The following is a 25,960-nucleotide window of genomic DNA, read 5'->3' as shown; positions in this document are numbered from 1 at the left end:
CCTGCTCGATCCGGCCGGGGGCCGGAAAGCATCAGTATGTCCAGTAGTAGGACTCCGTGTTGCCCCAGCCGATGATCTTCACGTAGATGGTCCGACCGCCCGGGTAGTAGCCGTGCCACGCCTGGGTGTCGACCCCGCCGTTCGCGGGGATGTACATCTTGTATCCGGCGTTGTCCGCGAACATCCTGCCGTCGGAGTAGACCTCGATGTTGTAGTTGCCGGCGGGGAAGTTCGCGGTGTTGATGCGGACGAAGTTGCAGTTCGAGCCACCGCAGTTGTCAGAGTGGTTCCCCTTCGAGACCCACGCCCTCGCCTTCGGCGGGCTGCTCGTCGTCGCCGAATACGTCGGGGACAGCGCCTCACCGCCCTCGCTCGCGACTGCCTTCACCCGGATGCTGTGGGTCTGGTCGTGACCGTTTCCGACGGTCCGCGAGCCGTAGTCGGCGACCTGCTGCCAGCTGCCGCCGTCGATCTTGATGTAGGTCGTGATGGGCCGGCCATTGTCCGACCCCTTCGCGTTCCAGGTCAGCTCGATCGATGTCGCGGTCGCGCGCGACGCCGATCCGGTCGGCGCATGCGGAGCACCGAACGGGACCACCTGGTTCGACGCATCGGACGGTCCGGGGTTGGACTGCTGGCCCCCGACCACCGAGTACGCACGCACGCGGACAGTGTAGGTGGTGCCATTGCTGGCGCCGATGTCGGAGGTGCCGTTCCAGTTCTTCCACGCACTGCTGTTCAGCTGGTACTGGTAGCGGATCTCATCCCGGCGGGCGCCGTTGAGCGCGGAGTCGGGCATCGTGAACTCGACGTGGATCGCGCGGTCCTTCGGCGTCGCGGTCACGTTCGTCGGCGCCCCCGGCGTACCGAAGGCCCGCTGCGGGGCGGACTGCGGGCTGAGCTGACCCCAGCCGGCCTTGTTCTGCGCGCGCACCGCGTAGGTGTAATCGGTGGAATTGGTCGGCACCGGCACCGTCTGGCTCGTGGTCGTGCCGCTGTTGATCGGCACGGTCTTGAACAGCGAGCCGCCGTTGTAGACCCTCAGCTCGTACGCGCTGACGGCATCCCCGTTCTGCGGTGCGGCATCCCAGCTGACGGTCATCTGCGCCTCGCTGCCCACGGCGGGTGCGCTGCTGACGCGCGGTGCGGCGACCGTGCCCGGAGGGCCGGCCGGGATCTCGGGTGCGGAGTACAGGCTCCAGCTCGACGGGTCGGGCGCGCGGTTGTGCGCCTGCACCCGCACCGTGTAGCTCGTGCCGTTCTCGAGGTCCTCCCAGACCAGCGAATTGCCCGTCACACCCGTCTTCTGGCCGATGCCCGACGGCGGCATCGGCGAGATCTCCAGCGTGTACGACTCCACCGGCGAACCGCTCGAGGTCGGCGTCGTCCACGCCACGTTCAGGGCCTTGTCGCCGAACTTCAGCGTCGGGGGCAGCGGCGTGTCCGGCCGGGTGTCGGGGCGGGCGGGCTCGGACGCCGGCGAGGCCGGGCCTTCGCCGACCCGGTTGTGCGCGGTCACCTGGAACGTGTACTCGACGTTGTTGGTCAGCCCGTCCAGCGTGCACGTCGTCGACGCGCACGTCTTGGAGTAGGGGCGCCCCGCGACCGACGTGACCGTGTACTCGGTGATCTCGGCGCCGTTGTTCGAGGGCGACGACCAGTTCAGCACCACCGTGCGATCCTCAACCGCGGTGACGGTCGGTTTGCCTGGAGCCTCGGGGACACCCTGAACCGTGACGGTGATGCGTCCGTCGACCTCGCGGTCGACGTCTTCGGTGGCGTCCTGCACGCGATAGCGCACGACCATCACACCCACGAAGTCGGAGGCGGAGGTCACCTCGACCTGGTCGCCGACGACCTGCGCCGAACCGTTGCCGCTCTCGACGACGGCCGACTGCAGCGTCAACGGCTCGCCCTCCGCGGCGAACGGGTTGATGTCGTTCTCGAGCACCGGCACCGTGATCGTCTCGCCCTGGTCGGCCTCGTCGATCGTGTCGGGGCTCGCCACGGCCAGAGGACGCGTGGACGCCGTCACCATCACGCTGACGCTGCCCTCGATCGGGTCGGTGCTGCCGTCGCTGATGCGGATGCCGACCGTCGCGGTCGTGCCCTTGGGCGTGTTCGGGCCGGTCTCGGCGTACAGGGTTGTGCCCTCGATGCGCGCATCGATGCTGCGGCCCGGCTCGTCGGCGATGGTGAATCGCAGGTTCCCGACATCGTCGGGGTCGGGGTCGGTCGCCAACGCGGCGAGGTCGATGGACGATGCCGCCTCACCCGGTGCGATCTGCAGCTGCCCGTCGGTGAACGAGGGCTGCTGGTTGTCGGGCGGCAGCACGAGGATCGGGATCGTGAGCGTGGCCTTGCGCCCCTCGGGGTCATCCGGTCCGGTGCCGTCGGTGACCTCGAACGTCAGGGCGTCGTCGCCGAAGAACCGGTCCTTCGAGGTGTAGACGAGCGTCTTCTCGTCTTTGATCAGGGGCGCGCCGTTCGCGTTGATCGCGCTGACCTTCGCGGCCTCGGTGAGACGCACCTCGCCGCCGCCGGCGACGATCACGTACTCGTCGAGCGGGATCTCCTTGGTCTCGCCGCTCTTGACCTCGAGCGGCTTGGTCGAATCCAGCCGCGGCCGCAGTTCCTTGACCGCCGGCACGAAGATGAAGGCCGACGCGGCGAGTCCGTCCTGGTCGGTGATCGTGTAACGCAGCAGCTGGCGCTGCTCGCCGACCGTGACGCGCACCTTGCCGTCGTCGAGCAGGCGCGCACCCTCGTCGACGGTGACCTCGACGCCCTCGATCGTGCCGTCGGGGTCCTCATCGTTGCCGAGGATGTCGAGATCGACGTCGAGCTCGCCCTCCTTGACGTCCTCGACCTGCACCCGGTCGTCGCGGGCGATCGGGGTCATGAGCGGGACGTCCTCGTCGACGGTCACGAGGATCGCCGCGGTGGCATCCGCTCCCTTGGCGTCCCGGATCGTGTACTGCAGCGAGGTCTCCATGGGGCGGTCGGGCACCTGGATGACCACCCGGTCGCCGGAGATCTCGGCCGAGAGCCCGTCGACGCCGTCGGGCAGCAGCAGGTCGTCGACCAGGCCGATCTGGTCGCCCTCGGGGTCGGAGTCGTTGGCGAGCACGGGCACCGAGACCGATCGTCCCGGGCGCACCACCACGGCGTCGTTGACCGCGTAGGGCGGCTGGTTCATGGCCTCGGGCGGCGCGATGCCGACCCGGATGGTGGCCGTGCCCTCCTTGCCGAGGCGGTCCCGCACGCGGTAGGTGAAGGCGTCGACGCCGGTCGAATCCTCGAAGGCCCCATAGGTGAGGTAGTTCGTGCCCTGCTCGCTGACGCGGCCCTTGGTGGGCGCGGTGTCGACGCCGATGAGCTCGACGGAGTCGCCGTCGGCATCCAGTCCGTCCAGCGGGATCGGGATGTTCACGCTCGAACCCGACAGCGCGCGCCGTCAGGTCGCGCGGGCGGGGTGCGGCGTTGGCATCGTCGCGGATCGGGAGGATCTGCACGGTCACGTGACCGCCGGCCTTCTGCCCGCGCGAGTCGACCGCCTCGTAGGTGAGGTACACGGTGCCCGGCTCGGTGCCGGCGCGGAAGCGCACCTGATCCTGCGAGACGAACGCCTCACCGTCCTCCGGGTCGACGAGCGGCTCGACGAGATCGGGGGCCACATGCAGGATGTCGCCGTTCGGGTGCACGTCGTTGTCGAGCACCGGGATGGTGACGACATCGCCCACGCGCACCACGGCTTCGTCGTCATGCGCGACGGGCGGCAGCAGCTTCGGCGGTGCCGGGATCGGCACGACGACCACGTCGCCCTCCGCCGACTTCACGCCGTTCGAGATCCGGTAGGTGATGCGCACCGGCTCGTCGAGGGCGCCCTGGTCGCTGATGCGCAGGGTCTCGTGGTTGAGCACCGACACCGCGATGCCGCTCTGCGGGGGCACGGTGACCGACTGCACGACCAGCACGCCGCCGGACGGGTCGGTGTCGTTGCCGAGCACGCCGACCAGCGCCTCGCTGCCGGTGGGGAGCATGGCGACGTCGCGGACGGCGACCGGGGCGAGATCGCTCTCGCGCTCGTCGAGCACGTCGACGCGCACGATGCCCTTCGCCGGCTTCGGGCCCGCCGTCGCGAGGTACTGCACGTAGTAGGTGCCCTGCGCGTCGGCGCGGACGGTGAACTGGCGGTTCGGGTAGTCGGGCACGATCGTCGCGCCAGGCGTCTCCTCGACACGAGCCAGCCGCAGCTGCTCGCGGCCTGAGCTGGTGTCGTTCGTGAGCGGCGCGACCGTCACGGTCTCGCCGATGCGGGTGACCACGTGGTCGGCGTTGGTCAGCGGGTTCGTCGACCCCTCGGGCTTCACGTCGAGCACGATCGTGCCCTCGCTCACCTTGCCGAGCGCGTCGGAGACGTAGACCTTGACCTCTTTGCGCCCCTGCAAGCTGGCCACCGCGCGGTAGGTCAGCTGACCGTCGGTGGTGAACTCGACCTCATCGCCCGGCGCCGCCACGACGCTGCGCAGGTACAGGTCGTCGCCGTCCGGGTCGATCCAGTCGGGGAGCACGTTGTAGGCGACGGTGCCGCCCACTTCGACCGCGAGCTTGGTGGTGCGCTTCGGAGTCGGGGCCGAGTTGGTGTCCCAGCCGTGCACCGAGACCGTCACCCTCGCGGTGTCGGTGCCCCGGCGACCGTCGTCGACCTCGTATTCGAAGGTCGCCGAGCCCTTGGCATCCTCGGGGACCATGATCTGCAGTGCGGCGCCGTTGAGGATCGGCTGCACCTCGCCCACCGAGGGCTGCTTGCCGCGCAGTGAGGCGACGAGCACGTCGCCGTCGGGATCGTTGTCGTTGTCGAGCACGGGCAGCAGCGTCGTGCCACCGGGGCGCACGCCCAGATCGTCGTCCTCGGCGACGGGGACGGTGTTCTGCTCGCTGCGCTCGGGGAGGGACGTCTCGACCGTCTCCTGACTGTTGTCCTCCTCCTCGTCGCTCTCGCCCTTCGGCGGCACGAGCACGCTCCAGTCGTCCACGCGCTGCAGGCTCGCGTTGGCGAGCCAGGCGGCGCCGCCGAGGATGTCGTTGAGCACGATGACGTCGCGATTGACGCGGAAGGTCAGCGTCGTCGACTCCTCGGCACCCGGGATGTCCTCTGCGACATCCTGCGATTGGCCCGAGCAGTCGCGCAGGAACTTCGCCGAGACACCCCACGCCGCGTACGCGCAGCCGCGCAGCTGCACGGGCTGGGCGGGAACGCCCTCGCGCCCCGTGTCGATCGCGGTGGGCTCGGCACCGTCGAGCGGCACGCGCACCAGCGATCCGGCCGTCGAGAGCACCACGGCATCCGTCGGGGCGGATGCGTGCTGCAGCACGGCATCCGCTGCTCCGTCGATCGGCGTGGTGAAGCCGCCGGGCGTCGTGACGACGCCCTCTGCGGGGTCGAGCACCACGGGAGTCTCGCCGACCGCGGTGATGGTCGGTTCCGCGTTCGGGTCGAGCTCGCCCACGGACTCGGTCGTCGGCTCGAGGGGCAGGCCCTCCGGGTCGGCGGGGATCGTCACGACCTCGCTGCGCTTGGCCGAGAGGGCGTAGACCGTGCCGTCCTGCCCGACGCTCACGTCGGCGCCCTTGCCCAGTTCGACGAGGGGCTTCGCCCCCTTGATGTCGAAGCCCGACAGCCCCTTCGCCGACGTCACCCAGAGGTCGCCCGAGGAGCTGTCGAGGATCGCCACCGTCTTGTGGCCCAGCGCGATCTTCGCGTCGCCGGGGATCGCCGTGCTGTCGGTCAGCGCGACGCGGGCGGGGTCGATCGCGGTGAGGGTGTCGTTGCCGTTGTCGGCGACGAGCACGGTCTCGCCGTTCTGCAGCACGTCGTAGGTGTCGCTGGCCGAACGCAGTCCGCCGTCGAGCACGGTCGACTCGTGGTTGAAATGGCCGACCAGCAGGCTCGACGCCTTCGTCAGCCAGACTCCGGCGTCGTTGAGGTCGACCTTGGCCGTGGGAAAGCCCTCGTAGGCGGCGGCCATGGTGGTGAGCGTCAGAGCACCGACGGCGACGATGGCCGCAGAAGCCAATGTTCTCGGCCGCGAACGGACCCAGTCCATCGCCTTCATCTCGAATTTCCCCCTCGATCACGCGGCGGCGTGCCCGAGCCATACTACCCAGTCGAGATCCGGGCCCCTGGCGACGCCGATGGGGAGAACTCCCCACCCTTTGGCGTCGGTCACCCGGAGGCGGCCCGCCAGCATCCGTCCACGTGGTCGTCGACCATCCCGGTCGACTGCATGAGCGCATACATGGTGGTCGGGCCGACGAAACGGAACCCGCGCTTGCGCAGCGCCTTGCTGAGCGCAGTCGACTCGGCCGTCACGGCCGGAACGTCGCCAAGGGCCTGCGGCTGGCGACGAGCGGATGCCGTCGGCGCGAACGACCACATCAGCGCGTCCAGTTCGCCGTCTTCCATCGTCGCGACGAGCGCGGCGTTGGAAATGGTGGCCTCGATCTTGGCGCGGTTGCGGATGATTCCGGCATCCGTCATCAGACGCTCGACGTCATCGGGGCCGAACGCCGCCACCCTCGCGGGGTCGAAGCCCTCGAAGACCTCACGGAACCGGGGTCGCTTGCGCAGGATCGTGATCCAGCTGAGCCCGGCCTGGAAGCCCTCGAGCGCCATCTTCTCGAACAGCGCGCGGTCGCCGCGCAGCGGCGTGCCCCACTCCTCATCGTGGTAGCGCTGGTATTCGGCATCCGCCCCTGCCCAGGCGCAGCGGGCGCGCCCGTCCGCACCGGCGTGGAGTGAGCTCATACGCGGATCAGACGTTCCACGGGAACGGGCGGTCGCGGTCGAGCTCGGCGTCGTTGCCGACGCTGCTCATCTCCTGCCCGGCCGCGCGGATGCACAGCCAGCGCATCGGCGCCGGGCTGTCGGGCAGCGCGCGCAGCGCGTGCATGACACCGGGCGCGACGCGCAGCGTGGTGCCGGGCTCGAGCGGGAGCACCTCGTCGCCGAGCGCGAACTCGCCGCGGCCGTCGACGATGATGTAGATCTCCTCGAGCTTGGTGTGCGCGTGCCAGAACGGCGACTCCCCGCCCGGCTGTGTGGTGTTCACCGAGGTGCCGACGAACTGCGCGCCGATCTCCTTCTCGATGAAATGCTTGCCCTTCTCTCCGCCCCAGGCGTCGAGCTGACCGATCTGCGTCACAGTGCTCATGACTCTCACGCTACTGCCCGCCCCCGACACCCCGCCCCGCCCCTCCGCCGAAACCCCTCACCAGTGCCGAAACCCCTCGTGAATCGCGCGAATCACGAGGGGTCTCGACAACGACGAGGGGTTTCGGCGGGTGTGGGTCAGGCGTGCTTCTGGAGCTTGCGGAGTTCCTTCTCGGAGATCGGGGCCTGGCCGGATGCCTTCAGCGCGGCGTAGTGCGCGCGGGCCTCGTCCTGGCGCTGCTGCTCGATGCCGCTGGCGATGGGGGCGCGCACGTGCTCGGGCTCGTAGCCGAACGCGCCGACCAGGTCGAGGGCGTGCGGGCGCAGCCGGGCGCAGAGCCGGTCGATGTAGCTCGAGACGACGGCGGCGCGCTGTGTGGAGAGGCGGCCGTTGATGAGGTGCCAGGCGAGGTGCTTCTCGACCAGGGTCAGCCCGAACAGGTCGCGCAGCCAGGTCAGCACGCGCTTGGTGTCGGCGTCTTCGACCGCGTGCACCGCGTCGGTGAACGCCTCCCACTGCAGCAGCTCGCCGTGCGCACGCGCGGCCTCGATCAGCTCGGCCTGGTTCTCGTTGAACAGCTTCTCGGCGAGAGTCTTGTCCTTGCCCGCCGGGCGCAGACGGCCGGCGACGTCGGCCACCATCTGCTGCACGCGCTCGGTGAGCAGCTCGTGCTGCTGCTCTTCGCGCAGGCCCAGCTCCACCGATCGCGCGGTCGAACCGAGGTCGGCGACCGCCTGGCCGAGCGCGCGCAGGCCCGCACCGTGGAACACCTTGCCTGCGGTCTGCTCGACCGCGTACCGGGCGAGAGCCGCGGCATCCTTGCCCTGGAACTGCTTCGCGTAGTCGGTGAGCAGCCGCTTGCCGACCAGCTGCAGCAGCACGTTGTTGTCGCCCTCGAAGGTGACGTAGATGTCGAGGTCGGCGCGCAGGCCGACGAGACGGTTCTCGAACATGAACCCGGCGCCGCCGCAGGCCTCGCGGGCCTCCTGCAGGGTGTCGAGCGCATGCCAGGTCGACAGCGGCTTGAGCGCCGCGGCGAGCGTCTCGAGGTCTTCGCGATCCTGCGGGGTGTCGGTGCGCCCCGAGAAGACGCCGTCGAACTTCTGCAGGAACTCGTCGTGCGCGAAGATCTGCGCATACGTCGTCGCCAGGCGCGGCAGCAGGCGGCGCTGGTGCTTGCCGTAGTCGAGCAGCACCGTCTCCTCGCCGTTCGCGCCGTCGAACTGGCGGCGCTGCGAGCCGTAGGTGACGGCGATGTGCAGGCCCAGGGCGGATGCCCACGACGCAGCCCCGTCGAGCGACACCCGGCCCTGCACGAGCGTGCCGAGCATGGTGAAGAAGCGACGGCCCGGACTCTCGATCGCACTGGAGTAGGTGCCGTCGGCGGCGACGTCGCCGTAACGGTTGAGCAGGTTGGTGCGCGGCACACGCACGTGATCGAAGCTGAGCCGGCCGTTGTCGATGCCGTTCAGCCCTCCCTTGAGTCCGTCGTCCTCACGGCCGATGCCGGGCAGGTCGTCGCCGTTCTCGTCGCGCAGCGGCACATAGAAGCAGTGCACGCCGTGGTTGACGCCGTTCGTGATCAGCTGCGCGAACACGGTCGCCGCGATCCCGTGCAGGGCCGCGTTGCCGAGGTACTCCTTGGTCGCCGCGCGGAACGGCGTGTGGATCACGAACTCCTCGGTCTCGGGATCGTAGGTCGCAGTGGTGCCGACCGCTGCCACATCGGAGCCGTGCCCGATCTCGGTCATCGCGAACGCACCGGGAATGGAGAGGTCCATGATGCCCGGCAGCCAGCGGCTGTGATGCTCCTCGGTGCCGAGGTGCAGCACGGCACCCCCGAACAGTCCCCACTGCACGCCCGACTTGATCTGCAGGCTCGGGTCGGCGGCGACCAGCTCTTCGAAGCCGGCGATGTTGGCGCCGTTGTCCTCCTCGCCGCCGAACTGCTTCGGGAACGCCCGGTGCACGGCGCCGTTCTCGACGAGCAGGTGCAGCTGCGTGAGCACGCGCTCGCGGTGCGCATCCTTGCCGAGGCTGTCGTCGCGCCAGAACGCGGGGTCCTTGATCATCTCGCGCGCCTCGCGGCGCGTCTGCGCCCAGCTGCCCATCAGCAGCTCGTTCACGCGTGCGACATCGATGCCGGCTTCGGCGGGCGCGGTGGCGGGGCGGACGGCAGCGTCGACCATGACGGTTCCTCTCAGAGGCGAGCAGAGATGACTCGATGGTAGATCTACGACAACGACGGGTGAACTCGACTGTGGACTATCACCAAATGCGTCGCGCGGCCTGGTCCGTCGCGGTTGTCGCGACTCCACAGCATCCCCTCTCGGATGCCGTACGCCGGCCGGATCGGCCGCGCCGTGTCCCAGTTCTTGCGGGTACGCGGCCTGCACACCCGCAGGTTATGGGACATCCCCCGGAAGCATGTCCCAGTTCTTGCGGGTACGCGGCCTGCACACCCGCAAGAACTGGGACATGCGACCGGACGCGACCGGGGCCGACCGTCAGCCCCGATCGCGTGCCGGAGTCACCAGGCGGTCTCGATGGTGCCGTTCGACTCGATGACCTCGCGGACGGCGTCGCTCGTGAACGCCTTCTTCAGCGCCTCGGTCGCCGCGGAGTCGGCATCCTTCTGCTTGACGACAATGTTCAGTGCGAACCGGTCGTCGAGCTCGGTGATCAGTCCGTCCTCCTGCGGGGTGAGTCCCAGGGCGATGATGTGCGAGGGCCACTGGAAGACCAGGTCGGCCTCTTCGTAGGCGGCGTTCAGCGACGAGATCGGCACCTGCAGGAACTCGACGTTCTTCGGGTTCTCGGCGACGTCCTTCACGGTCGCCTCGTACGGGTCGACGCCCTCGGCGAGGGTGATCACGTCGTGCGCGGCGAGCAGCTTGAGCGCGCGGCCGGTGTTGGACGGGTCGTCGGGGATCGCGACCGTCGCGCCCTCGGGCAGGTCGGCGATGTCGTCGAGCGTCTTGGAGTAGAACGCGATCACGAAGTTGTAGACGGGCTGCACCCCGACCAGGTCGCCGTCATTGCCGGCGTTGAAGGTCTCCATGTAGGGGATGTGCTGCGAGAAGTTCGCGTACACGTCACCGGCGTTGAGGATCGTGTTCGAGGTGATGTAGTCGCCCACCTCGACCAGCTCGACCTCGTAGCCGTCCTTGATCGCCTCGCCCGCCGCCTCGACGACGTCGGTCATCGGCGAGGTGACCGCCGCGACCTTGAGCGTGACGGGGGCCGCGGCATCCGTCTTCTCGTCCGCCGGCGCGGTGCCGGCGCAGCCGCTGACGGCGACCGCCGTTCCCAGCGCGATGACTGCCAGGACGAAGCGTGACTTCTTCATTGTTCTGTTCTCCTCGTGGTGTTCGGGTTCGGATGCCGTTGTGCGGCGGGTCGATGGCGTCAGCGGCGGTCAGCGGTGATCGAGCCGGACGGAGGTGCGGTGGCCGATGGCCTGGATGGCGAGCACGCAGACGATGATGATGACGATCGTCAGGTACATCAGGCTGTCGTTGTAGACCTGGTAGCCGTAGCGCATGGCGAAGTCGCCGATCCCGCCGCCGCCGACCACGCCGAGCACGGTCGAGTACGACAGCAGGCTGATCGAGGCCGAGGTGAGCGCGTAGACGAGTCCGGAGCGCGCCTCGGGCAGCAGCATCCGGAACACGGCCTCGGGAACCGTGGCCCCCAGCGCCCGGGCGACCAGCGGGATGCCGGGCGGGATCTCGCGCAGGATCTGCTCGGTGAGGCGGGCGTAGATGGCGACCGCGACGAAGCACAGCGGCAGCGTCGCCGCCTGCGTGCCGAAGCTCGTGCCCATCACCATCCGCGTGAACGGGATGAGGAACACCACCAGCAGCAGGAACGGGAAGGAGCGGACCACGTTGATGTAGAGGTTGGCGATCGTGTTGACGACGCGGTTCTCGGCGATGCCACCGCGTTCGGTGAGGTACACCGTCATGCCCAGCGGCAGGCCGATGAGCACGGCGGCGAGCAGCGAGACGAGCATCATGTAGCCGGTCTCGACGAGCGAGCGCGCCATGTCCTCGCCGTACTGGGAGAGCAGGTCGGTGAGCCAGTTCACGACATCAGCTCCTTCTTGACCTGCTCGTAGTAGCTGGGCACCGTGCGCTCGGCCGCGGCGCGGGTGATCGGGAACACCTCGCGCAGCCGGCCCTTCTCGAGCAGCGCCGCCCGGTCGCAGAGCACCTTCACGACGTCGAGGTCGTGGGTGATGACGATCACGGTCGTGCCGAGCTTCTCGCGGGCGTCGGAGAGCACCCTCAGCACGTCGCCGGTGGTCGAGGCGTCGAGCGACGAGGTGGGCTCGTCGCACAGCAGCAGCGGCGGGCGGGTGACGAGGGCCCTCGCCAGGCCGACGCGCTGGCGTTCGCCGCCGCTGAGCTGCGCCGGGAAATGGCCGGCGCGGTGGGTCAGCCCGACGAAGGCGAGCATCTCGTCGACGGCATCCCGCTGCTGTGCGCGGTTCATCTTCTCGCCGACGCGACGGGCCAGCCGCAGCGGAAGCAACACATTCTCGCGGACGGTGCTGTTGCTGAGCAGGTGCACGCCCTGGAAGACGGTGCCGATTCCGTGACGCAGGGTGCGCAGCCCCTGCGCGTCGAGGGAGGCGACATCGGTGCCGCCGACCGTGACGGTGCCGCCGGTGGGGGCGGTCAGCCCGTTGACCAGTTCGAGAAGGGTGGATTTGCCGGCGCCGCTCTCGCCGACGATGCCGAAGATCTCGCCCTTACGGATGCTGAGGGTGATGTCGTCGAGCGCGGCGGGTTCGTCTGCACCGGGGCGGAAGCGCTTGGTGATGCTGCGGAACTCCACGATCGTGGAGGGGGCGGTGGCCATCGCGGGGTCGGTCTCTCGTGGGAGTGCTGCGGCTGTCGGGTCAGGAGCCGGGCACGCCCAGCAGGGGCGCCCAGCCCTTTCTGTACGTGATCCAAATTATAGTTGCGGTATGAGTGCCAGGTACCGGACCGAAGCGATCAATACCGATGGCGGCCATGGAGTCAGCAACATCGTCGGCGGGATGGCGGTGCCGGTGTCGTCACCGCTGGCATCCGACTTCGACACGAGCGCCTCGAATCCCGAGCAGCTGCTGGCGCTGGCCTGGGTGACGTGCCTGAACTCCACGGCGCAGGCGATCGTCCGCGGCGAGCGCCGCACCTCGGTGCGCGCCACCGTCGAGCTGCATCCGGCCGAGCCCGGGCCGGGGTACGAGTTCCGCGCCCACGCGTATCTGTCGGCCGAGGGGCTCTCCGCCGAGGATGCCGAGCAGGTGCTCGCCGCCGCCCACTCGCGCTGCCCGGTCTCGAAGCTGATGAGCGGCGCGGCGACGGTGCATGTGCACACCGAGGAGTACACCGCAGCCTGAGCAGGGCGCGCCCGGACCACGACGCCGGCGCGAAGCCTCAGTGCGCGGCGATGACCTCGATCACGGCCTCGCCGTAGGCATCCCTCTTCTTCTCGCCGATCCCGCTGATGCCGCTGAGCGCCCCCACTGAGGAGGGGCGGTGCTCGGCGAGCGCGCGCAGGGTGGCGTCGCCGAAGACGATGTACGCGGGCACGCCCTGCTCGCGGGCGGTCTCGGCGCGCCAGGCGCGCAGCGCCTCGAAGAGTCCGCGGTCGGCCGCGTCGAGGGCATCCGCTGCACTCGCCTTGCGGGCACGGGTCGTCGTCGTCCGGCCGATCGTGTCCTTGCGCAGCGGCACGGCTGTCTCGCCGCGCAGCACGCCCGTCGCCGCCTCGCCCGGTGCGAGGGTGCCGTACTCGCCCTGTGCGATCAGGATGCCGCGGGCCAGCAGCTGCCGGATGACGCTGCGCCAGTCCTGCTCGGACAGGTCGGCGCCGATGCCGTAGGTGGCGAGCTGCTCGTGACGCATCTTGCGGATGCGCTCGGTCGATGCACCGCGCAGGATGTCGATGAGCTGCCCGGCGCCGAATGCCTGGTTGCGCTCGCGCTTGAGGCGCACGATGGTCGAGAGCAGCTTCTGCGCCGGGACCAGCCCGTCGAAGGTGTCGGGCGTCTGCAGGCAGGTGTCGCAGTTGCCGCACCCTTGGACTCTCCCGGCTCCGCCGGTCTCGCTCAGGGACCGAGCCTCCGGAAGGGATTGACCGAAGTAGTTCAGCAGGTTCTGGCGTCTGCACTCCACCGTCTCGCAGAGCGCGAGCATCGCGTCGAGGTGCTGACCGAGGCGCATCTTGAAGGTGCGGTCGCCCGGGCTCTGGTCGATGAGGCGGCGCTGCTGCACCACGTCGCCCAGGCCGTAGGCCATCCACGCCACCGCGGGTTCGCCGTCGCGGCCGGCGCGACCGGTCTCCTGGTAGTAGCCCTCGACCGACTTCGGCAGGTCGATGTGCGCGACGAACCGCACGTCGGGCTTGTCGATGCCCATGCCGAAGGCGATGGTGGCGACCATGACGACGCCGTCCTCACGCAGGAAGCGAGCCTGATTCGCTGCGCGCACCTCGGCCGGAAGGCCCGCGTGGTACGGCAGCGCATTGATGCCCTGTGCGCTGAGGTACTCGGCGGTCTGCTCGACCGACTTGCGGCTGAGCGCGTAGACGATGCCCGCGCCTTCGGACTGGGACCGGATGAACTCGACCAGCTGCCGCCGCGGGTCGACCTTCGGCACGATGCGGTACTGGATGTTGGGCCGGTCGAAGCTGGCGACGAAATGCGCGGCGCCCCCTCGTCCATCGGAACCGCCGAGGCGCAGGCGCTCGGTGAGCTCCTGGTGGGTGGCACGGGTGGCGGTGGCGGTGAGCGCCATGCGCGGCACACCCGGGAACCGCTCGGCGAGGTCGCCCAGGGCCAGGTAGTCGGGCCGGAAGTCGTGGCCCCACTGCGACACGCAGTGCGCCTCGTCGATGGCGATCACGCTGAGCGTGCCGCGCTGCAGCAGCTGCGTGGTCTGCGCCGACGACAGCCGCTCGGGGGCGACGTAGATGAGATCGAGTTCACCGGCGACGTAGGCGCGCTCGACCTCGCGGCGCTCGTCGAGGGCCTGCGTGGAGTTCAGATAAGCGGCCCGCACGCCGTTCGCGCGCAGCGCGTCGACCTGGTCGTGCATGAGCGCGATGAGCGGGCTGATCACCAGGCCGGTGCCCTCGCGCACCAGCGCGGGCACCTGGTAGGTGATCGACTTTCCACCACCGGTCGGCATCAGCACGACGGCATCCCCGCCGCCGATCACGTGATCGACGATCGCCGCCTGGTCGCCGCGGAACGCGTCGTAGCCGAACACCGTTCGCAGAGCGTCGAGCGGCGTGGGGAAGCGCGACGGCGCGGCCGCCCGCACGGCGGGAGCGGATGCCGTCATCGGCGCTGAGCCCCAGTCCAGCGGCGGCGCGAACCCGCCCTCCGGCGGGATCCAGTCCATCTCCTCCGGCGCGCCCCAGGGCTCGTCGGGGTAGGGGTCGTCCGGGTAGGGCACATCCGCGTACGGATCGTACGGCCCTTCGGCGGGCTCGGGGATCCGATTCGACGACGGCATCCTCCCAGCGTAACGACCGCCGCCGACGTCGGCGCTCGCCCTCCACAGGCCGCGAGCGCGTAGGTTGGTCGGAACCGAAGGAGGAGCAATGCCCGACATCACCGTCACCCGCAACGACGAGGCCTCGCGCTACGAGATCCATTCCGACGGGGTTCTCGCCGGGTTCGCCGAGTTCGAACGGCTCCCGGGAGAGTTCCGGTTCATGCACACCGAGATCGACCACGCCTTCCAGGGCCGTGGCATGGCCCAGCGGCTCGCCGATGCGGCGCTGGCGGATGCCGCGGGCACCGGCGACGCGATCGCCCCCTACTGCCCCTTCATCGCCAAGCACCTCGAGCGGTATCCGCTCCAGGGCGTCGAGGTGCGCGTCCCCAACCAGGGCTGACCCGCCCAAGGCTGACCCGCCCACCATTCGCTCCGGTATGAGTTTGTGCCGCCCGGACAACGTCCGAGCGGCACAAACTCATACGGGAGCGAGAAGCGGTTCGCCGCGTTGAACGGGAACGGGGCCGATCCCGAAGGACCGGCCCCGTCGCGTCCTCAGCGCGCGTCGACCGTGACGATCGTGCGCACCTCGGAGTCGCCGTACTGCACGACGCCCAGGTACTTCGACCCGGCCGCCAGGCCCGTCCACGACAGATCGTACGAGACGGCCTCACCGCGGGTGACGCTCAGCGGGTTCGGGTCGGCGGTGAACCCGCCCTCACCCGCTCCGGCCGCCACGTTGGCGTAGGTCATGTCCCACGTCATCGGGTTCGGCGCCGAGTAGATGTTCGCCACCACCAGATAGGTGCCCGCGGTGGGCGCGGTGACGGTCACCTGCTCGTCGGCCGAGGCGGATGCCGACTGCCAGCGCTGGTAGTAGCGCAGATCGGTGGGCGAGACCACGCGGTACACCGTCAGGTCGAGGTCGCTGCCCGCGTCATCCGACGAGTCGAGGTCGAAGCGGCTCAGCGCCGTGCCCGCGGGCACGTCGACGATCCACACCACGTCCTTGTCGGCGTCGCCGGAGTTCTGGTCGCCCGAGTGCCCCTCGACGGGGTTGTCCTCGTCGACGAGCAGGGTCATCGGCGCCAGCCCGTGCACGTTCAGCGGCAGCTCGCCGGTGAGGCCGGGGATGATCTCGACCGTCTCCGAGCCCTCGGCGCCGGTCGCGGCGACCTCGGCGGGAGCATCCGCCGTCACCGGGAAGACCGCCAGCGGCGAGCGCACGTCGCCGTCCGCGCCCTTCCAGGTCAGGGAGCCGGTCGCCCACTGCTCGACGGGGGCGGTGGCGTTCTCGAAGGTGACCGTGAAGGTCTTCGACTCGCCGGCCTCCGAGAAGCTCAGCGTCGCCGGCTCGACCACCACGTCGACCCCGGGGATCGTCGCCTCGGCGGTGTAGCTGCCCGCGGCGGTCGCGGTGACCGTGCGGGTCACCGACTGCCGGCTGGCGAGGCTGCCGATCGAGATCGACGCGACGTTCAGGTCGCTGCCGTCGATCGCCTCGATGCCGTTGAACGTGCCGGGCAGCACGCCCTCGATGTACGCGGCCCAGTCGAGGATGCCGTTGAGGTACAGCAGCCCCGGCTCGAAGTAGCGCGTCGGGTCGACCTGGCCGGCGCCCTGCGCGAACACGTCGGTGTTCGTCGAGCCGTCGGCGTTGACCGTGTCGTACGCGGTCGTCATCAGCGCCGACTTGATCTCGGCGGGCGACGCGGTCGGACGCTCGCCGAGGTACAGCGCGGCGAGTCCGGTCACGTGGGGCGCGGCCATCGAGGTGCCCGAGAGGATGCCGAAGGTCGGTGACTCCTTGCGGGCGTTGTCGGTCGCGGCGAGGATCGCCACGCCGGGCGCTGCCACGTCGGGCTTGATGATGTCGGAGCCGGCGGCATTCATGGGTCCGCGGCTCGAGAAGCCGGCGATCTGCGGCACCGGCGTGACCTCGCCGGTGATGTTCTCGCCGATGAGCGTGACGGGCAAGTCGGTGCCGCTCTGCACGTAGGCCAGCACGGCTGCGCGGTTCGCGGCGGCGAGGTGCACGGTCGGCACGGCGTGGAAGTCGTTGTCGAGCGAGTCGGCGCCGCCTGGCACGTTCACGAGGATCATGCCGATGCCGCCGGCGGCCTTGACCACCTCGGACTTCTCAGCGCGGGCGTTGGTGCCGCGGTCGCAGACCACGATGTGGCCGGTCACCTTCGCGGCATCCAGGGTTCCGGGCAGGCACAGGTTGGCGTTCGCGCCGGCCGCGGCGTCACCGGCGTAGATCGAGGGACCGGTGACCTCCTCGCCGAACGGCACGCTCACCGAGGCGCCGGCCTCTTCGAAGCCCGGGAAGCGCACGGTGCCCTCCCAGGTGGGGATGGTGGATGCCGCCACCGTCGTGTACCACGGCGAGGCGTGGTCGGCAGTGGAGGCCGACGGACCGGCGTTGCCTGCACTCACCGAGACGAACACGCCGGCTGCCGCCGCGTTGAAGAACGCGATGTCGTCGGGCTCGAGGATGCTCGTGGCGGCTCCACCGCCGATCGAGTAGTTGATGACGTCGACGCCGTCGGCGACGGCCGCGTCGATCGCTCCGACGAGGTCGCTGAGCGCGCAGATGTCGTCCTGGTTGTCGGCCGGGTCGGGGCCCTCATAGCAGGCCTTGTACGACGAGATGCGGGCGGCCGGAGCGACGCCCGAGACGGTGCCGAAGTCGACATCCTGGATCGAGGCCTCGACGCCGAAGTTGCCGGCCGCGGTGCTGGCGGTGTGCGAGCCGTGCCCGGCGCCGTCGCGCGGCGAGAGGTAGTCGTACTGGAAGTCGAAGCCCGCGGCGGTCGCGCCGGACGAGAAGTACTGGGCGCCGACGAGCTTGGTGGAGTAGTCGTGCTTGCTCCACTCCTGACCCGTCACGATCGGGCTCTTGAAGAGCCCGCCGTCGGCCTTGTCGAAGTACACGTACGAGCCGTCGGTGTAGGGCTGCCCGTCGGACTTCCTGTTGCTCTTCTTCTTGAGCTTGTCGCCGGCGAACGACGGGTGCTCGGGGGCGATGCCGGTGTCGACGATGCCGACGACGACGCCTTCACCCGCGGTGCCGACGCCGCCGGTCTGCTCCCACACGCCGCCCAGTCCCTCGTCGTCATCGCCGAGCCCGAGGAAGTCGGTGGAGGTCTGCGCCTGCGGGTGCCGGATGCTGTCGGGGAACACGCCCAGCACGTCCTTCGACGCGCGCAGCCGGTCGACCTGCTCGCCGGTGAGGTCGGCCGAGAAGCCGTTCACGGTGACCTGGTAGGCGGCATCCGGGGTGACGCCCTGCTGTGCGGCGAGCTTGCGCTGCTCGTTCTTCAGGTGCGCGACGTACTTCTGCGAGTTCGCGGAGTGCGCGTCGAGCCGCTCGCCCTTGTCGGGCCGGGTGGCCTTGAGACCCTTGGTGCCGCCGTCGTAGGTGGCGAGCGGGTCGGCCTTCATCACGACGATGTAGTGGCCGGGGGTCCCCTCCACCGGGGTGGGCTGTGTCACCCCCTCGATGCCGAAGGCTGTCGTCGCGGTTGTACCGAACAGCACGGCCAGGGTTGCGGCCGCCGCCATTCGGAGAGGGGTTCGTCGCATGCGTGTCTCCCGATGGTCGAGGTGCGACGTCTTTGCCGCACGACGACGCTCACCGTAGTGGCAACCCGGGGCACTTGCCAGGCACCGGCCGCGCGCCTTCCGCAAGGTCGAACTCGGCTCTGTCCGGACGTCCAGCGCACCCGCCGGAAGGTCGGATCCGCCCTGGAAGGAGGTCGAATCGGCCCTCGCGGAAGGTCCAGTCGCGAGCACCGGCCCGGATGCCGGCCCGGCCCCGGTACGGACGCCCGCACGGGCCCGGCACGAACGTCGTATTCTTCCGGCGCCGGCCCGGCTCGCGGCATCCGCCCGCCGATAGGCTGGACGGGTGCTCAAGCGCTCCGTCCTGACGACCCGCGTGCTGCTGATCTGCGCCGCAGTCGGTGTGGCGACCGGCATCGTCAGCGCCCTGTGGGCGCCGATGCATCTCATCGTCGCCATGGGTGCGATCCCGCTGTACGGCCTCGTGCTCGGCTTCCACGCACTGCCCGGCGTCATCGCACAGCAGGTGCTGCGCGCGCCGTGGGTCGCGCTCATCACGCACGCCGTCGCCGCGCTGATCTCCCTGGCGTTCGTGCCCGCGATGACCGGCCGCTACCTGCTCGCGGCCGTCGTGTTCGGCGGGATGCAGGAGGGCGTCTCGGCGCTGCTGCGCTACCGCCACTGGGAGTCGTGGCGGTTCCTGCTCTCGGCCGCCGTGACGGGCGTGGCACTCGCCATCCCGCTGTGGTTCGCCTTCGACGTCTCGACCCTCCCGGCGTGGGCGGGTGTGCTGTTCGTCGTGCTCTTCGTGCTCGGTCCGGTGGTGTGGACGATCGTCGGACTCGGGGTCGGCGGCGGGCTTCGCCGGGCGGGCGTCATCCGCCGCTGACCGCGCACCCCGCCTCGCCGGGAGACCTCGGGAGACCTCAGGAGACACCCGGATGCCGCGCACGAAGTTAGGCGCGGCTAAGTTAGGGGTGTACTGATCGCCGACCCGAGGTCCAGCGTGCACCCGACTGCACCCCTGCTTCGCGTGCGTGACCTCTCGCTCACCCACGCCGATGCGGCGCATCCGACCCCACGTGACGCCTCGTTCGACATCGCCCCGGGCGAGGTCGTGCTCGTGCTGGGGCCGAGCGGATCGGGCAAGTCGACGCTCACGCTCTCGTTCAACGGGCTGATCCCGCAGTCGGTGCCCGCCGAGGTCGCCGGTACGGTCGAGGTGAACGGGCGCGACACCGTCAGCACGCCGGTGGCGGCGCTGAGCACCGACGTGGCGATGGTGTTCCAGGACCCGGATGCGCAGCTGGTCACGGGCACCGTGCTCGACGAGGTCGCCTTCGCGCTGGAGAATCTGCTGCTGCCGGTCTCCGAGGTGCTCGAGCGCGCCGAGCGCGCCCTGCGCCGGGTGGGGCTGTGGCAGTGCCGCACCTGGAACCCCGACCGGCTCTCGGGCGGCGGGCGCCAGCGCCTCGCGATCGCCTGCGCGCTGGCGATGGGGTCGTCGCTGATCGTGCTCGACGAGCCGACCGCGAACCTCGACCCGCGCGGCATCGACGACGTCTACGCCGCGCTGGGCGACCTCGTCGCGGATGGCGACCGCGCCATCGTGCTGGTGGAGCACAACCTCGACGCGGCGATGCGCTTCGCGCACCGCGTGCTGGTGCTCGACCACGACGGCCGGCTGGCGTTCGACGGCCCGGTCGCCGAGGTGCTGCGGCAGCACGCCGACGAGCTGGTCGCGATGGGCGTGTGGCTTCCGTCGGCGATGCTGGCGGCGCGGATGCTGCGCGAGCGCGGCATCCTGCCCGCTTCCGCGCCTCTCCCGCTCACCCCGGAGGAGCTGGCTGCCGCGCTGCCCGCGCGGCTGCACGACCGGCCCCTCGCTCCGGATGCCGATACACCGGATGCCGACCCCACAGGCGACCCGTCCGCGGGCGACGACCCCACCGCCGGTCACGGCACCGCCCTCATCCGTGCACGCGGCCTGACCGTGCGCCGCGGGCGCACCGAGGTGCTGCACGGCATCGACCTCGACATCCCGGCCGGATCCCTGACGGCGATCGTCGGCGCCAACGGTGTCGGCAAGACCACGCTCATCCAGGCCATCGCGGGGGTGCAGCCCCCGCCCCGGCGGCAGGTGAGCATCGACGGGCTCGACCCGGCCACGGCATCCCCCCGCGACCTGGCCGCGCAGGTCGGGTTCGTGTTCCAGAACCCCGAGCACCAGTTCATCTCGCACACGGTGTTCGACGAGCTGGCGCACGGGCTGCGACTGCGCCGCATGCCCGAGGACGAGGTGTCGTCGCGCGTCGGCGAGATGCTCGAACGGTTCGGCCTGGCGCACAAGGCCGGTGTGCACCCGTTCCTGCTCTCCGGTGGCGAGAAGCGCCGGCTGTCGGTGGGCACCGCGCTGATCACCCGGCCCCGGGTGCTCGCGCTCGACGAACCCACGTTCGGGCAGGATCGGGCCCGCGCGACCGAGCTGCTGCGGCTGCTGCGGGACCTGCGTGACGAGGGGACCACGATCGTGATCGTCACGCACGATCTGCAGCTCGTGGCCGAGCACTCCACCCACATGGTGGTGCTCGCCGAGGGACGCGTGCACGCCGCAGGCGACACCCGCACCCTGTTCGCGAGCGACGGGCTGTTCGACGAGGCGGGTCTGCGGCTGCCGCCGCTGCACCGCGCCCTGCCGCCGCAGCTGCGCAGCCTGCTCTCCGAGGAGGGGCGATGACCACCACCCCGACCTCGGGCATCGCCGTCGCCGACCCGTACGCGCCGGTCGCGGCATCCGCCCGGCACTTCCTGCACCACCTCAATCCGCTGGCCAAGCTCGCCGCGATCGCACCGGCGGTGCTGCTGCTGGTGTTCGTGCGCGACCTGGTCACGCCCGCCGTCTTCCTCGTGCTCGCCTACGCGCTGATCCTCACCGGATGCCGTCTCACGGCCCCCGTGGTGGCGCTGCTGCTCGCGCTGCCGGCGGCCGTGTTCGTCCTCACCCTCGGGTTCTCGGTGTGGGTGGATGCCGAGGCCGTCTCCGGCACCGCCGCGGTACTGCGGATCGGCGGGTGGACGCTGTTCGCCGGCGCCCTGCAGGTGGGGCTCGCGACCGCGCTGCGGCTCGCGGCGATCGTCGCGCTCGCGCTGGTGCCGGGGCTCAGCACCACCGGGCCCGACCTGGTGCGCGCCGCGATCGCGCAGCTGCGGGTGCCGTACCGGATCGGCTACACGGCCCTGGCCGCCTACCGCTTCGTGCCGCGGTTCGGCCACGAGCTGGCCGTCATCCGGGCGGCGCACCGGGTGCGCGGACACGGATCCCGCGGGCTCTGGGGCGGGCGCGGCCCGATCGCGCGACTGGCGCGCGGCTGGGGATACATCGTGCCGCTGCTGGCGGGGGCGATCCGGCACGCCGAACGGGTGGCGCTGGCCATCGACGCCCGCGCCTTCGGCGCGCATCCGACCCGCACCGAACGGCATCCCGTTCCCTTCCGTGCGCGCGATGTCGTCTTCATCGCGATCATGCTCGCGGCATCCGCGACGATCTTCGCTCTGACCTTCCCGTGGAGGCTCGTCTGACGACGGCGTCGGGTGCCGTCAGCGCAGACTCCGCCCGTGGTCATCCGGCACCCGCCTGCGGTCGCTGGGTGCCATGCCGAAGCGCGCGCGGAAGGCGCGCGCGAAGTGTGCCGGGTCGTTGAATCCGCAGAGGATGGCGATGTCGGTGATGCTGCTGCGCCGCTCGCGCACCAGCAGGGTCCAAGCGTGGTCGAGGCGACGCGCCATCAGCCTGCGTCCGAAGCTCGTGCCGTTCTCGGCGAGCAGCTTCGTGGCGTAGCTCGGCGAGATCGAGATGCTCCTGGCGACGTCGGTCAGCGTCAGGTCGGGCTCGTGGTAGTGCCGCTCGATCTCATTCAGGATCTCGCCGTACAGCATCGCGCGGCGTGCGACGGGCGCCGGTGCGCGCGCATCGAGTGCCGCGGCGAGCAGGCCGATGACGTGCATGGCCACCGCGTCGACCACGCGACCGTCGATCGCACCGACGTACGAGGCGAGCCCGCTGAAGGTCGAGGCGGCGAGTGCGCCGACGCCGTCGTCGCCCGGGATCGTGATGGCGGTCACGGCATCCGCGTCGACCATCGCATCCTGCAGCGCGGTCTTCGGGATCGCCAGCGAGATCTGCGTGAAATCGCCGTCGAACTCGAGACAGAACGGCCGGTCGGCGTCGATGATCGCGAAATCACCCGGTCGCAGCTGGGCGATGCGTCCGTCCTGATGGATCGTGGATCCGAGGTCGAGGGGGAGGTTCAGGAAGTACAGGCCGCTGGGGGTGCGCGCCGTGTGCGCCTCGGTGCGGCGCACCTGCTGCGATGCGGACCGCATCCACGAGACGGCGAGATCACCGACCGTGCGCACATGGCAGTCGGCGGTGAAGCCACGCCCCGCGTCGGCCGCACCGCTGTCCACCTCGACCGGCACGAAGGCATCGGCGACGATGCCGCGCCACGCGTCGAACTGCCGCTCCGCACGAAGACCCGACGTCGTGTAGGAGCGGTCAACAGCCCCCAGCATGCCGATATCCTAGCGCCGCGCCGCCGCAATGTGTCCCCCAGGACAACACGAGTGCGCGGGCGTCCTGGAGACCGGCATCCGGGGGCATCAAGCTGTGTCGCGGCGGACTCTCCGCCATCACGATGATCCGGGCAGAGCCCGGACGATTGGGGACATCATGATTCGCAGATCCATCACCACCGCGGCGGCCGCCGCGACGCTCAGCGTCGGGCTCGTGTTCGCCGGCGCCGGGGCGGCATCGGCCCACGAGTGCTACGTCGTCAACCGCTCCGCACAGGGCACGGTGGGCGCGGCGCACTCGGGCAACTGGTACGTCCTGACCGTCGCCGACCTGCTCGCCGAGGCCCCCGGGATGCTCGGGGTACCCGCGCTGAACGAGACGCAGACGCAGTGGGCGCTGGCAGAGGCCGAGGCGCAGGGCCTTCCCGACAGCTTCGCGCTGTTCACGCGGTTCACGCTGCCGAAGAGCACATCCACTGCCAAGCTCATCGACGACTCGAAGGGCATCGACCACTTCTTCGCGAAGTACATCGACCAGCTGATCGGCATCTACATGACGGCGCTGACGAAGTAGGGCTGCGATCGCCCGTGCAGGTGGGCTCCCGCTGAGGGGCACGAGCCCACCTGCGGCCCCGGGGCACGCAGCTCTCAACCGCATATGGGGATGCGGACAAGAAGAGGAGGCCGGCTCCGGTGATCCGGGGCCGGCCTCCTCTGTGATCCGGTGTCGTCAGCGCTTGCCGGCGATCTGACGGCCGACGAGCTCGCGCATGATCTCGTTCGTGCCACCGTAGATGCGGTGCACGCGGGCGTCGAGGAACGCGCGCGCGATCGGGTACTCGGTGATGTAGCCGTAGCCGCCGTGCAGCTGCACGCCCATGTCGAGCACCTCCCACTCGCGCTCGGTCGCCCAGAACTTCAGCTGCGCCGCCTCTTCGGCGCTGAGCTTGGATGCCGCGTAGAGCTTCATGCCGCGGTCGACGTACGCCCACAGCGCGTCGACCGTGGTCGCCATGTCCGCGATGCGGAAGCGGCTGTTCTGGAAGTCGATCACGCGCTCGCCGAAGGCCTCGCGCTCCTTGGTGTAGGCGACGGTCCACTTCAGTGCGGCCTCGGTGGCCGCGGCGGCCGACACGGCGATCGAGAGGCGCTCGAGCGGCAGGTTCATCATCAGCTGGATGAAGCCCAGACCCTCCTTGCCGCCGATCAGGTTCTCGTCGGGCACGAAGACGTCGGTGAAACTCAGCTCGGCGGTGTCCCAGCCGTGGAAGCCCATCTTGCTGAGCTTCTTGCCGTGCTCGAAGCCCTCCATGCCGTTCTCGACGATCAGCAGGCTGAACGCGTCGGGGCGGTCACCCTCGCCGGTCTTGACGAAGGTGACGACGATGTCAGCGGTCTTGCCCGACGAGATGAACGTCTTGGCGCCGTTGAGGATGTAGCCGCCGTCGACCTTCTTGGCGTGGGTCTTGATGCCGCGCAGGTCGCTGCCGGCACCCGGGTCGGTCATGCCGAGGGCGCCGAGGATCTCGCCGGTCGCCATGCGGGGCAGCCACTTCTCCTTCTGGGCCTGCGTGCCCATGTGCACGAGGTACGGCACGGCCAGGTCGTCCTGGATACCGAGGGCGCCGGCCAGCGAACCGGCGCCGGCCCCGATGACCTCTTCGTTGACGATGGCGCGGAAGCGGTAGTCCTGCAGCATCCCGGCGCCGCCGAACTCCTCGGGGATCGACAGGCCGATGATGCCGGCCTCACCGGCCGCGAGCATTGTGTCGCGGTCGATCTCGCCGTCGGCATCCCACTTCTCGATGTTCTCGTTGGTGGCATAGCGCTTGACGAAGTCCCTGACCAGGTCGCGGAATGCCTCGTGATCCTCGTCGTAGATGTCGCGTTCCATGACGTCCTCCTGAAAGTCGTGTGCGTCTTCGCACCCGGGAGTCTACGGCGGGTCCGCAACGCGGCTGAAGCGAATTGTGGGAATAGGTTTCATCAAACGTGAGACTGGATGCCGTAGTTGTGGGATGCGACCAGATCGCCCGTTCTGCTGTCAGCAGAACGCCTGCCGCCGCGCACACCGGTCGATCTATCGTGACGACATGGATGATGTGCGCAGCCCCCGCCCCGCCCCCGAACCGCTCTGGCGCGATGCCGTCGGGCGCCGGCTGCGCCAGGCCCGCCACGCACGCGGTGAGCGGCTGACCGACACCGCCCGATCGGCCGGAGTCTCGCCGCAGTACCTGTCCGAGATGGAGCGGGGCATGAAGGAGCCCTCGAGCGAGATGCTCGCCGCCGTCGCCGGGGCACTCGAGCTGTCACTGCTGGATCTCACGATCGGCGTCGCCACCGACCTGCAGCAGTGGATCGACGGGCAGCGCGTCGAACAGCTGCAGGCGGCGGGCCGGATGTCTGGCCGCTCGGCGGCGACCCGGGCGGCGACGCAGGGCGCGTACGCGCTCGTCGCCTGAGCGACGGCCGCGGGGCTCGGGGCTCGGTGCCGGCGTCGATCCGGGCCTGTCAGCGTTCTCCGGGCTCGAGCACCGCGTCGATGAGTCCGTAGTCCCGCGCGGCTGCCGCCGTGAACACCCGGTCGCGATCGGTGTCGCGGCGCAGCTCGTCGAGCGGGCGCCCGGTGTGATGCGACAGCGCCTGCTCCAGATCGCCTCGCACCCGAACCACCTCGTCGGCCTGCAGGATCAGGTCGGGGATGCTGCCGCGGTTCTGCGCGGCGGGCTGGTGCAGCACGACGCGCGAGTGCGGCAGGGCCGCACGCGTCCCCGGGGCCCCTGCGGCGAGCAGCACGGCGGCGACGCCGATCGCCTGGCCCACGCACGTGGTGGCGACGGCGGGGCGGATGTGCTGCATGGTGTCGTAGACGGCGAGCGTCGCGCTCGGATCGCCGCCCTCGCTGTTGATGTACAGCTGGATGCCGCGCTCGTGATTCTCGGCCTCGAGGTGCAGCAGCTGCGCGATGAGCGTGTTCGCGACGCCGGCGTCGATGCCCGTGCCGAGGTAGACGAGCCGCTCGGTCAGCAGGGACGAGTAGACGTCCATGATGCGCTCACCGCGCGGGTTCGAGGTGACCACGTTGGGGATCGTGTAGCTGGTCAT

Annotated in this window: 19 protein-coding genes and 1 pseudogene; 7 read left to right on the top strand and 13 right to left on the bottom strand. The window is 70.0% G+C overall.

Going from position 1 to position 25,960, the window contains the following annotated elements; genetic code table 11:
• Positions 1–31: 31 nt before the first annotated feature.
• From H7694_RS17605 to H7694_RS01035, 8 genes and pseudogenes are all read right to left on the bottom strand, one after another.
• Positions 32–3,433: an Ig-like domain-containing protein gene (locus H7694_RS17605; protein ID WP_227468220.1), complete on the bottom strand. Its 3,402-nt coding sequence runs from the start codon at positions 3,431–3,433 to the stop codon at positions 32–34.
• Positions 3,434–3,572: 139 nt separating this feature from the next.
• A pseudogene (locus H7694_RS17600) lies at positions 3,573–6,032 on the bottom strand (Ig-like domain-containing protein); the annotation flags it as partial.
• A gap of 197 nt (positions 6,033–6,229) precedes the next feature.
• Positions 6,230–6,811, bottom strand: a complete 582-nt coding sequence (locus H7694_RS01060) for a DNA-3-methyladenine glycosylase I (RefSeq protein WP_193597754.1) — start codon at positions 6,809–6,811, stop codon at positions 6,230–6,232.
• 7 nt (positions 6,812–6,818) lie between these two features.
• Positions 6,819–7,217, bottom strand: coding sequence for a cupin domain-containing protein (locus tag H7694_RS01055; RefSeq protein ID WP_193597753.1), 399 nt, complete (start codon positions 7,215–7,217; stop codon positions 6,819–6,821).
• A 137-nt stretch (positions 7,218–7,354) separates the two neighbouring features.
• Entirely contained in the window at positions 7,355–9,406 is a 2,052-nt protein-coding gene (locus tag H7694_RS01050) for an acyl-CoA dehydrogenase (RefSeq protein ID WP_193597752.1), read from the bottom strand.
• Between the two features lie 341 nt (positions 9,407–9,747).
• On the bottom strand, positions 9,748–10,566 hold the full coding sequence (locus tag H7694_RS01045; RefSeq protein WP_193597751.1) for a MetQ/NlpA family ABC transporter substrate-binding protein: 819 nt from the start codon (positions 10,564–10,566) through the stop codon (positions 9,748–9,750).
• A 69-nt stretch (positions 10,567–10,635) separates the two neighbouring features.
• The gene (locus H7694_RS01040) at positions 10,636–11,307 is read right to left on the bottom strand and encodes a methionine ABC transporter permease (RefSeq protein WP_227468219.1); all 672 of its coding nucleotides are present in this window, start codon (positions 11,305–11,307) and stop codon (positions 10,636–10,638) included.
• Positions 11,304–12,083: a methionine ABC transporter ATP-binding protein gene (locus H7694_RS01035; protein WP_193597750.1), complete on the bottom strand. Its 780-nt coding sequence runs from the start codon at positions 12,081–12,083 to the stop codon at positions 11,304–11,306. Before H7694_RS01035 ends, H7694_RS01040 begins: the two co-directional genes overlap by 4 nt.
• A gap of 109 nt (positions 12,084–12,192) precedes the next feature.
• On the opposite strand from H7694_RS01035, the gene H7694_RS01030 reads away from it, so the two are divergent.
• Positions 12,193–12,609: an OsmC family protein gene (locus H7694_RS01030; RefSeq protein ID WP_193597749.1), complete on the top strand. Its 417-nt coding sequence runs from the start codon at positions 12,193–12,195 to the stop codon at positions 12,607–12,609.
• Positions 12,610–12,646: 37 nt separating this feature from the next.
• Here H7694_RS01030 and recQ read toward each other — a convergent pair whose 3' ends face one another.
• On the bottom strand, positions 12,647–14,731 hold the full coding sequence (gene recQ, locus H7694_RS01025; protein ID WP_193597748.1) for a DNA helicase RecQ: 2,085 nt from the start codon (positions 14,729–14,731) through the stop codon (positions 12,647–12,649).
• Positions 14,732–14,819: 88 nt separating this feature from the next.
• Between recQ and H7694_RS01020 the strand changes: the two genes are divergently transcribed.
• On the top strand, positions 14,820–15,116 hold the full coding sequence (locus H7694_RS01020) for a GNAT family N-acetyltransferase (RefSeq protein ID WP_193597747.1): 297 nt from the start codon (positions 14,820–14,822) through the stop codon (positions 15,114–15,116).
• A gap of 155 nt (positions 15,117–15,271) precedes the next feature.
• Here H7694_RS01020 and H7694_RS01015 read toward each other — a convergent pair whose 3' ends face one another.
• Positions 15,272–18,283 (bottom strand): S8 family serine peptidase, encoded by a 3,012-nt coding sequence (locus H7694_RS01015; protein WP_193597746.1) that lies wholly within the window; start codon positions 18,281–18,283, stop codon positions 15,272–15,274.
• Positions 18,284–18,629: 346 nt separating this feature from the next.
• Between H7694_RS01015 and H7694_RS01010 the strand changes: the two genes are divergently transcribed.
• The 3 genes from H7694_RS01010 (at position 18,630) to H7694_RS01000 (ending at position 21,862) form a co-directional block, all read left to right on the top strand.
• On the top strand, positions 18,630–19,172 hold the full coding sequence (locus H7694_RS01010) for an ECF transporter S component (RefSeq protein WP_193597745.1): 543 nt from the start codon (positions 18,630–18,632) through the stop codon (positions 19,170–19,172).
• Positions 19,173–19,316: 144 nt separating this feature from the next.
• Entirely contained in the window at positions 19,317–21,020 is a 1,704-nt protein-coding gene (locus H7694_RS01005; protein ID WP_319805262.1) for an energy-coupling factor transporter ATPase, read from the top strand.
• The gene (locus H7694_RS01000) at positions 21,017–21,862 is read left to right on the top strand and encodes an energy-coupling factor transporter transmembrane component T (protein WP_193597743.1); all 846 of its coding nucleotides are present in this window, start codon (positions 21,017–21,019) and stop codon (positions 21,860–21,862) included. Before H7694_RS01005 ends, H7694_RS01000 begins: the two co-directional genes overlap by 4 nt.
• Positions 21,863–21,880: 18 nt before the next feature.
• On the opposite strand, the gene H7694_RS00995 is transcribed toward H7694_RS01000, so the two are convergent.
• Positions 21,881–22,855, bottom strand: a complete 975-nt coding sequence (locus H7694_RS00995; protein ID WP_193597742.1) for an AraC family transcriptional regulator — start codon at positions 22,853–22,855, stop codon at positions 21,881–21,883.
• Between the two features lie 157 nt (positions 22,856–23,012).
• On the opposite strand from H7694_RS00995, the gene H7694_RS00990 reads away from it, so the two are divergent.
• Positions 23,013–23,429, top strand: a complete 417-nt coding sequence (locus H7694_RS00990; protein WP_193597741.1) for a hypothetical protein — start codon at positions 23,013–23,015, stop codon at positions 23,427–23,429.
• Between the two features lie 156 nt (positions 23,430–23,585).
• On the opposite strand, the gene H7694_RS00985 is transcribed toward H7694_RS00990, so the two are convergent.
• The gene (locus H7694_RS00985) at positions 23,586–24,749 is read right to left on the bottom strand and encodes an acyl-CoA dehydrogenase family protein (protein ID WP_193597740.1); all 1,164 of its coding nucleotides are present in this window, start codon (positions 24,747–24,749) and stop codon (positions 23,586–23,588) included.
• Positions 24,750–24,948: 199 nt separating this feature from the next.
• Here H7694_RS00985 and H7694_RS00980 point away from each other — a divergent pair, with 199 nt between their 5' ends.
• Positions 24,949–25,317 (top strand): helix-turn-helix domain-containing protein, encoded by a 369-nt coding sequence (locus H7694_RS00980; protein ID WP_193597739.1) that lies wholly within the window; start codon positions 24,949–24,951, stop codon positions 25,315–25,317.
• 49 nt (positions 25,318–25,366) lie between these two features.
• Here H7694_RS00980 and H7694_RS00975 read toward each other — a convergent pair whose 3' ends face one another.
• A complete protein-coding gene (locus tag H7694_RS00975) occupies positions 25,367–25,960 on the bottom strand; it encodes a ClpP family protease (RefSeq protein WP_193597738.1) in 594 nt (197 codons plus the stop codon).

Source organism: Microbacterium sp. YJN-G, from assembly GCF_015040615.1.
Classification (GTDB): domain Bacteria; phylum Actinomycetota; class Actinomycetes; order Actinomycetales; family Microbacteriaceae; genus Microbacterium.
This window is presented reverse-complemented; position numbering and strand designations above follow the sequence as displayed.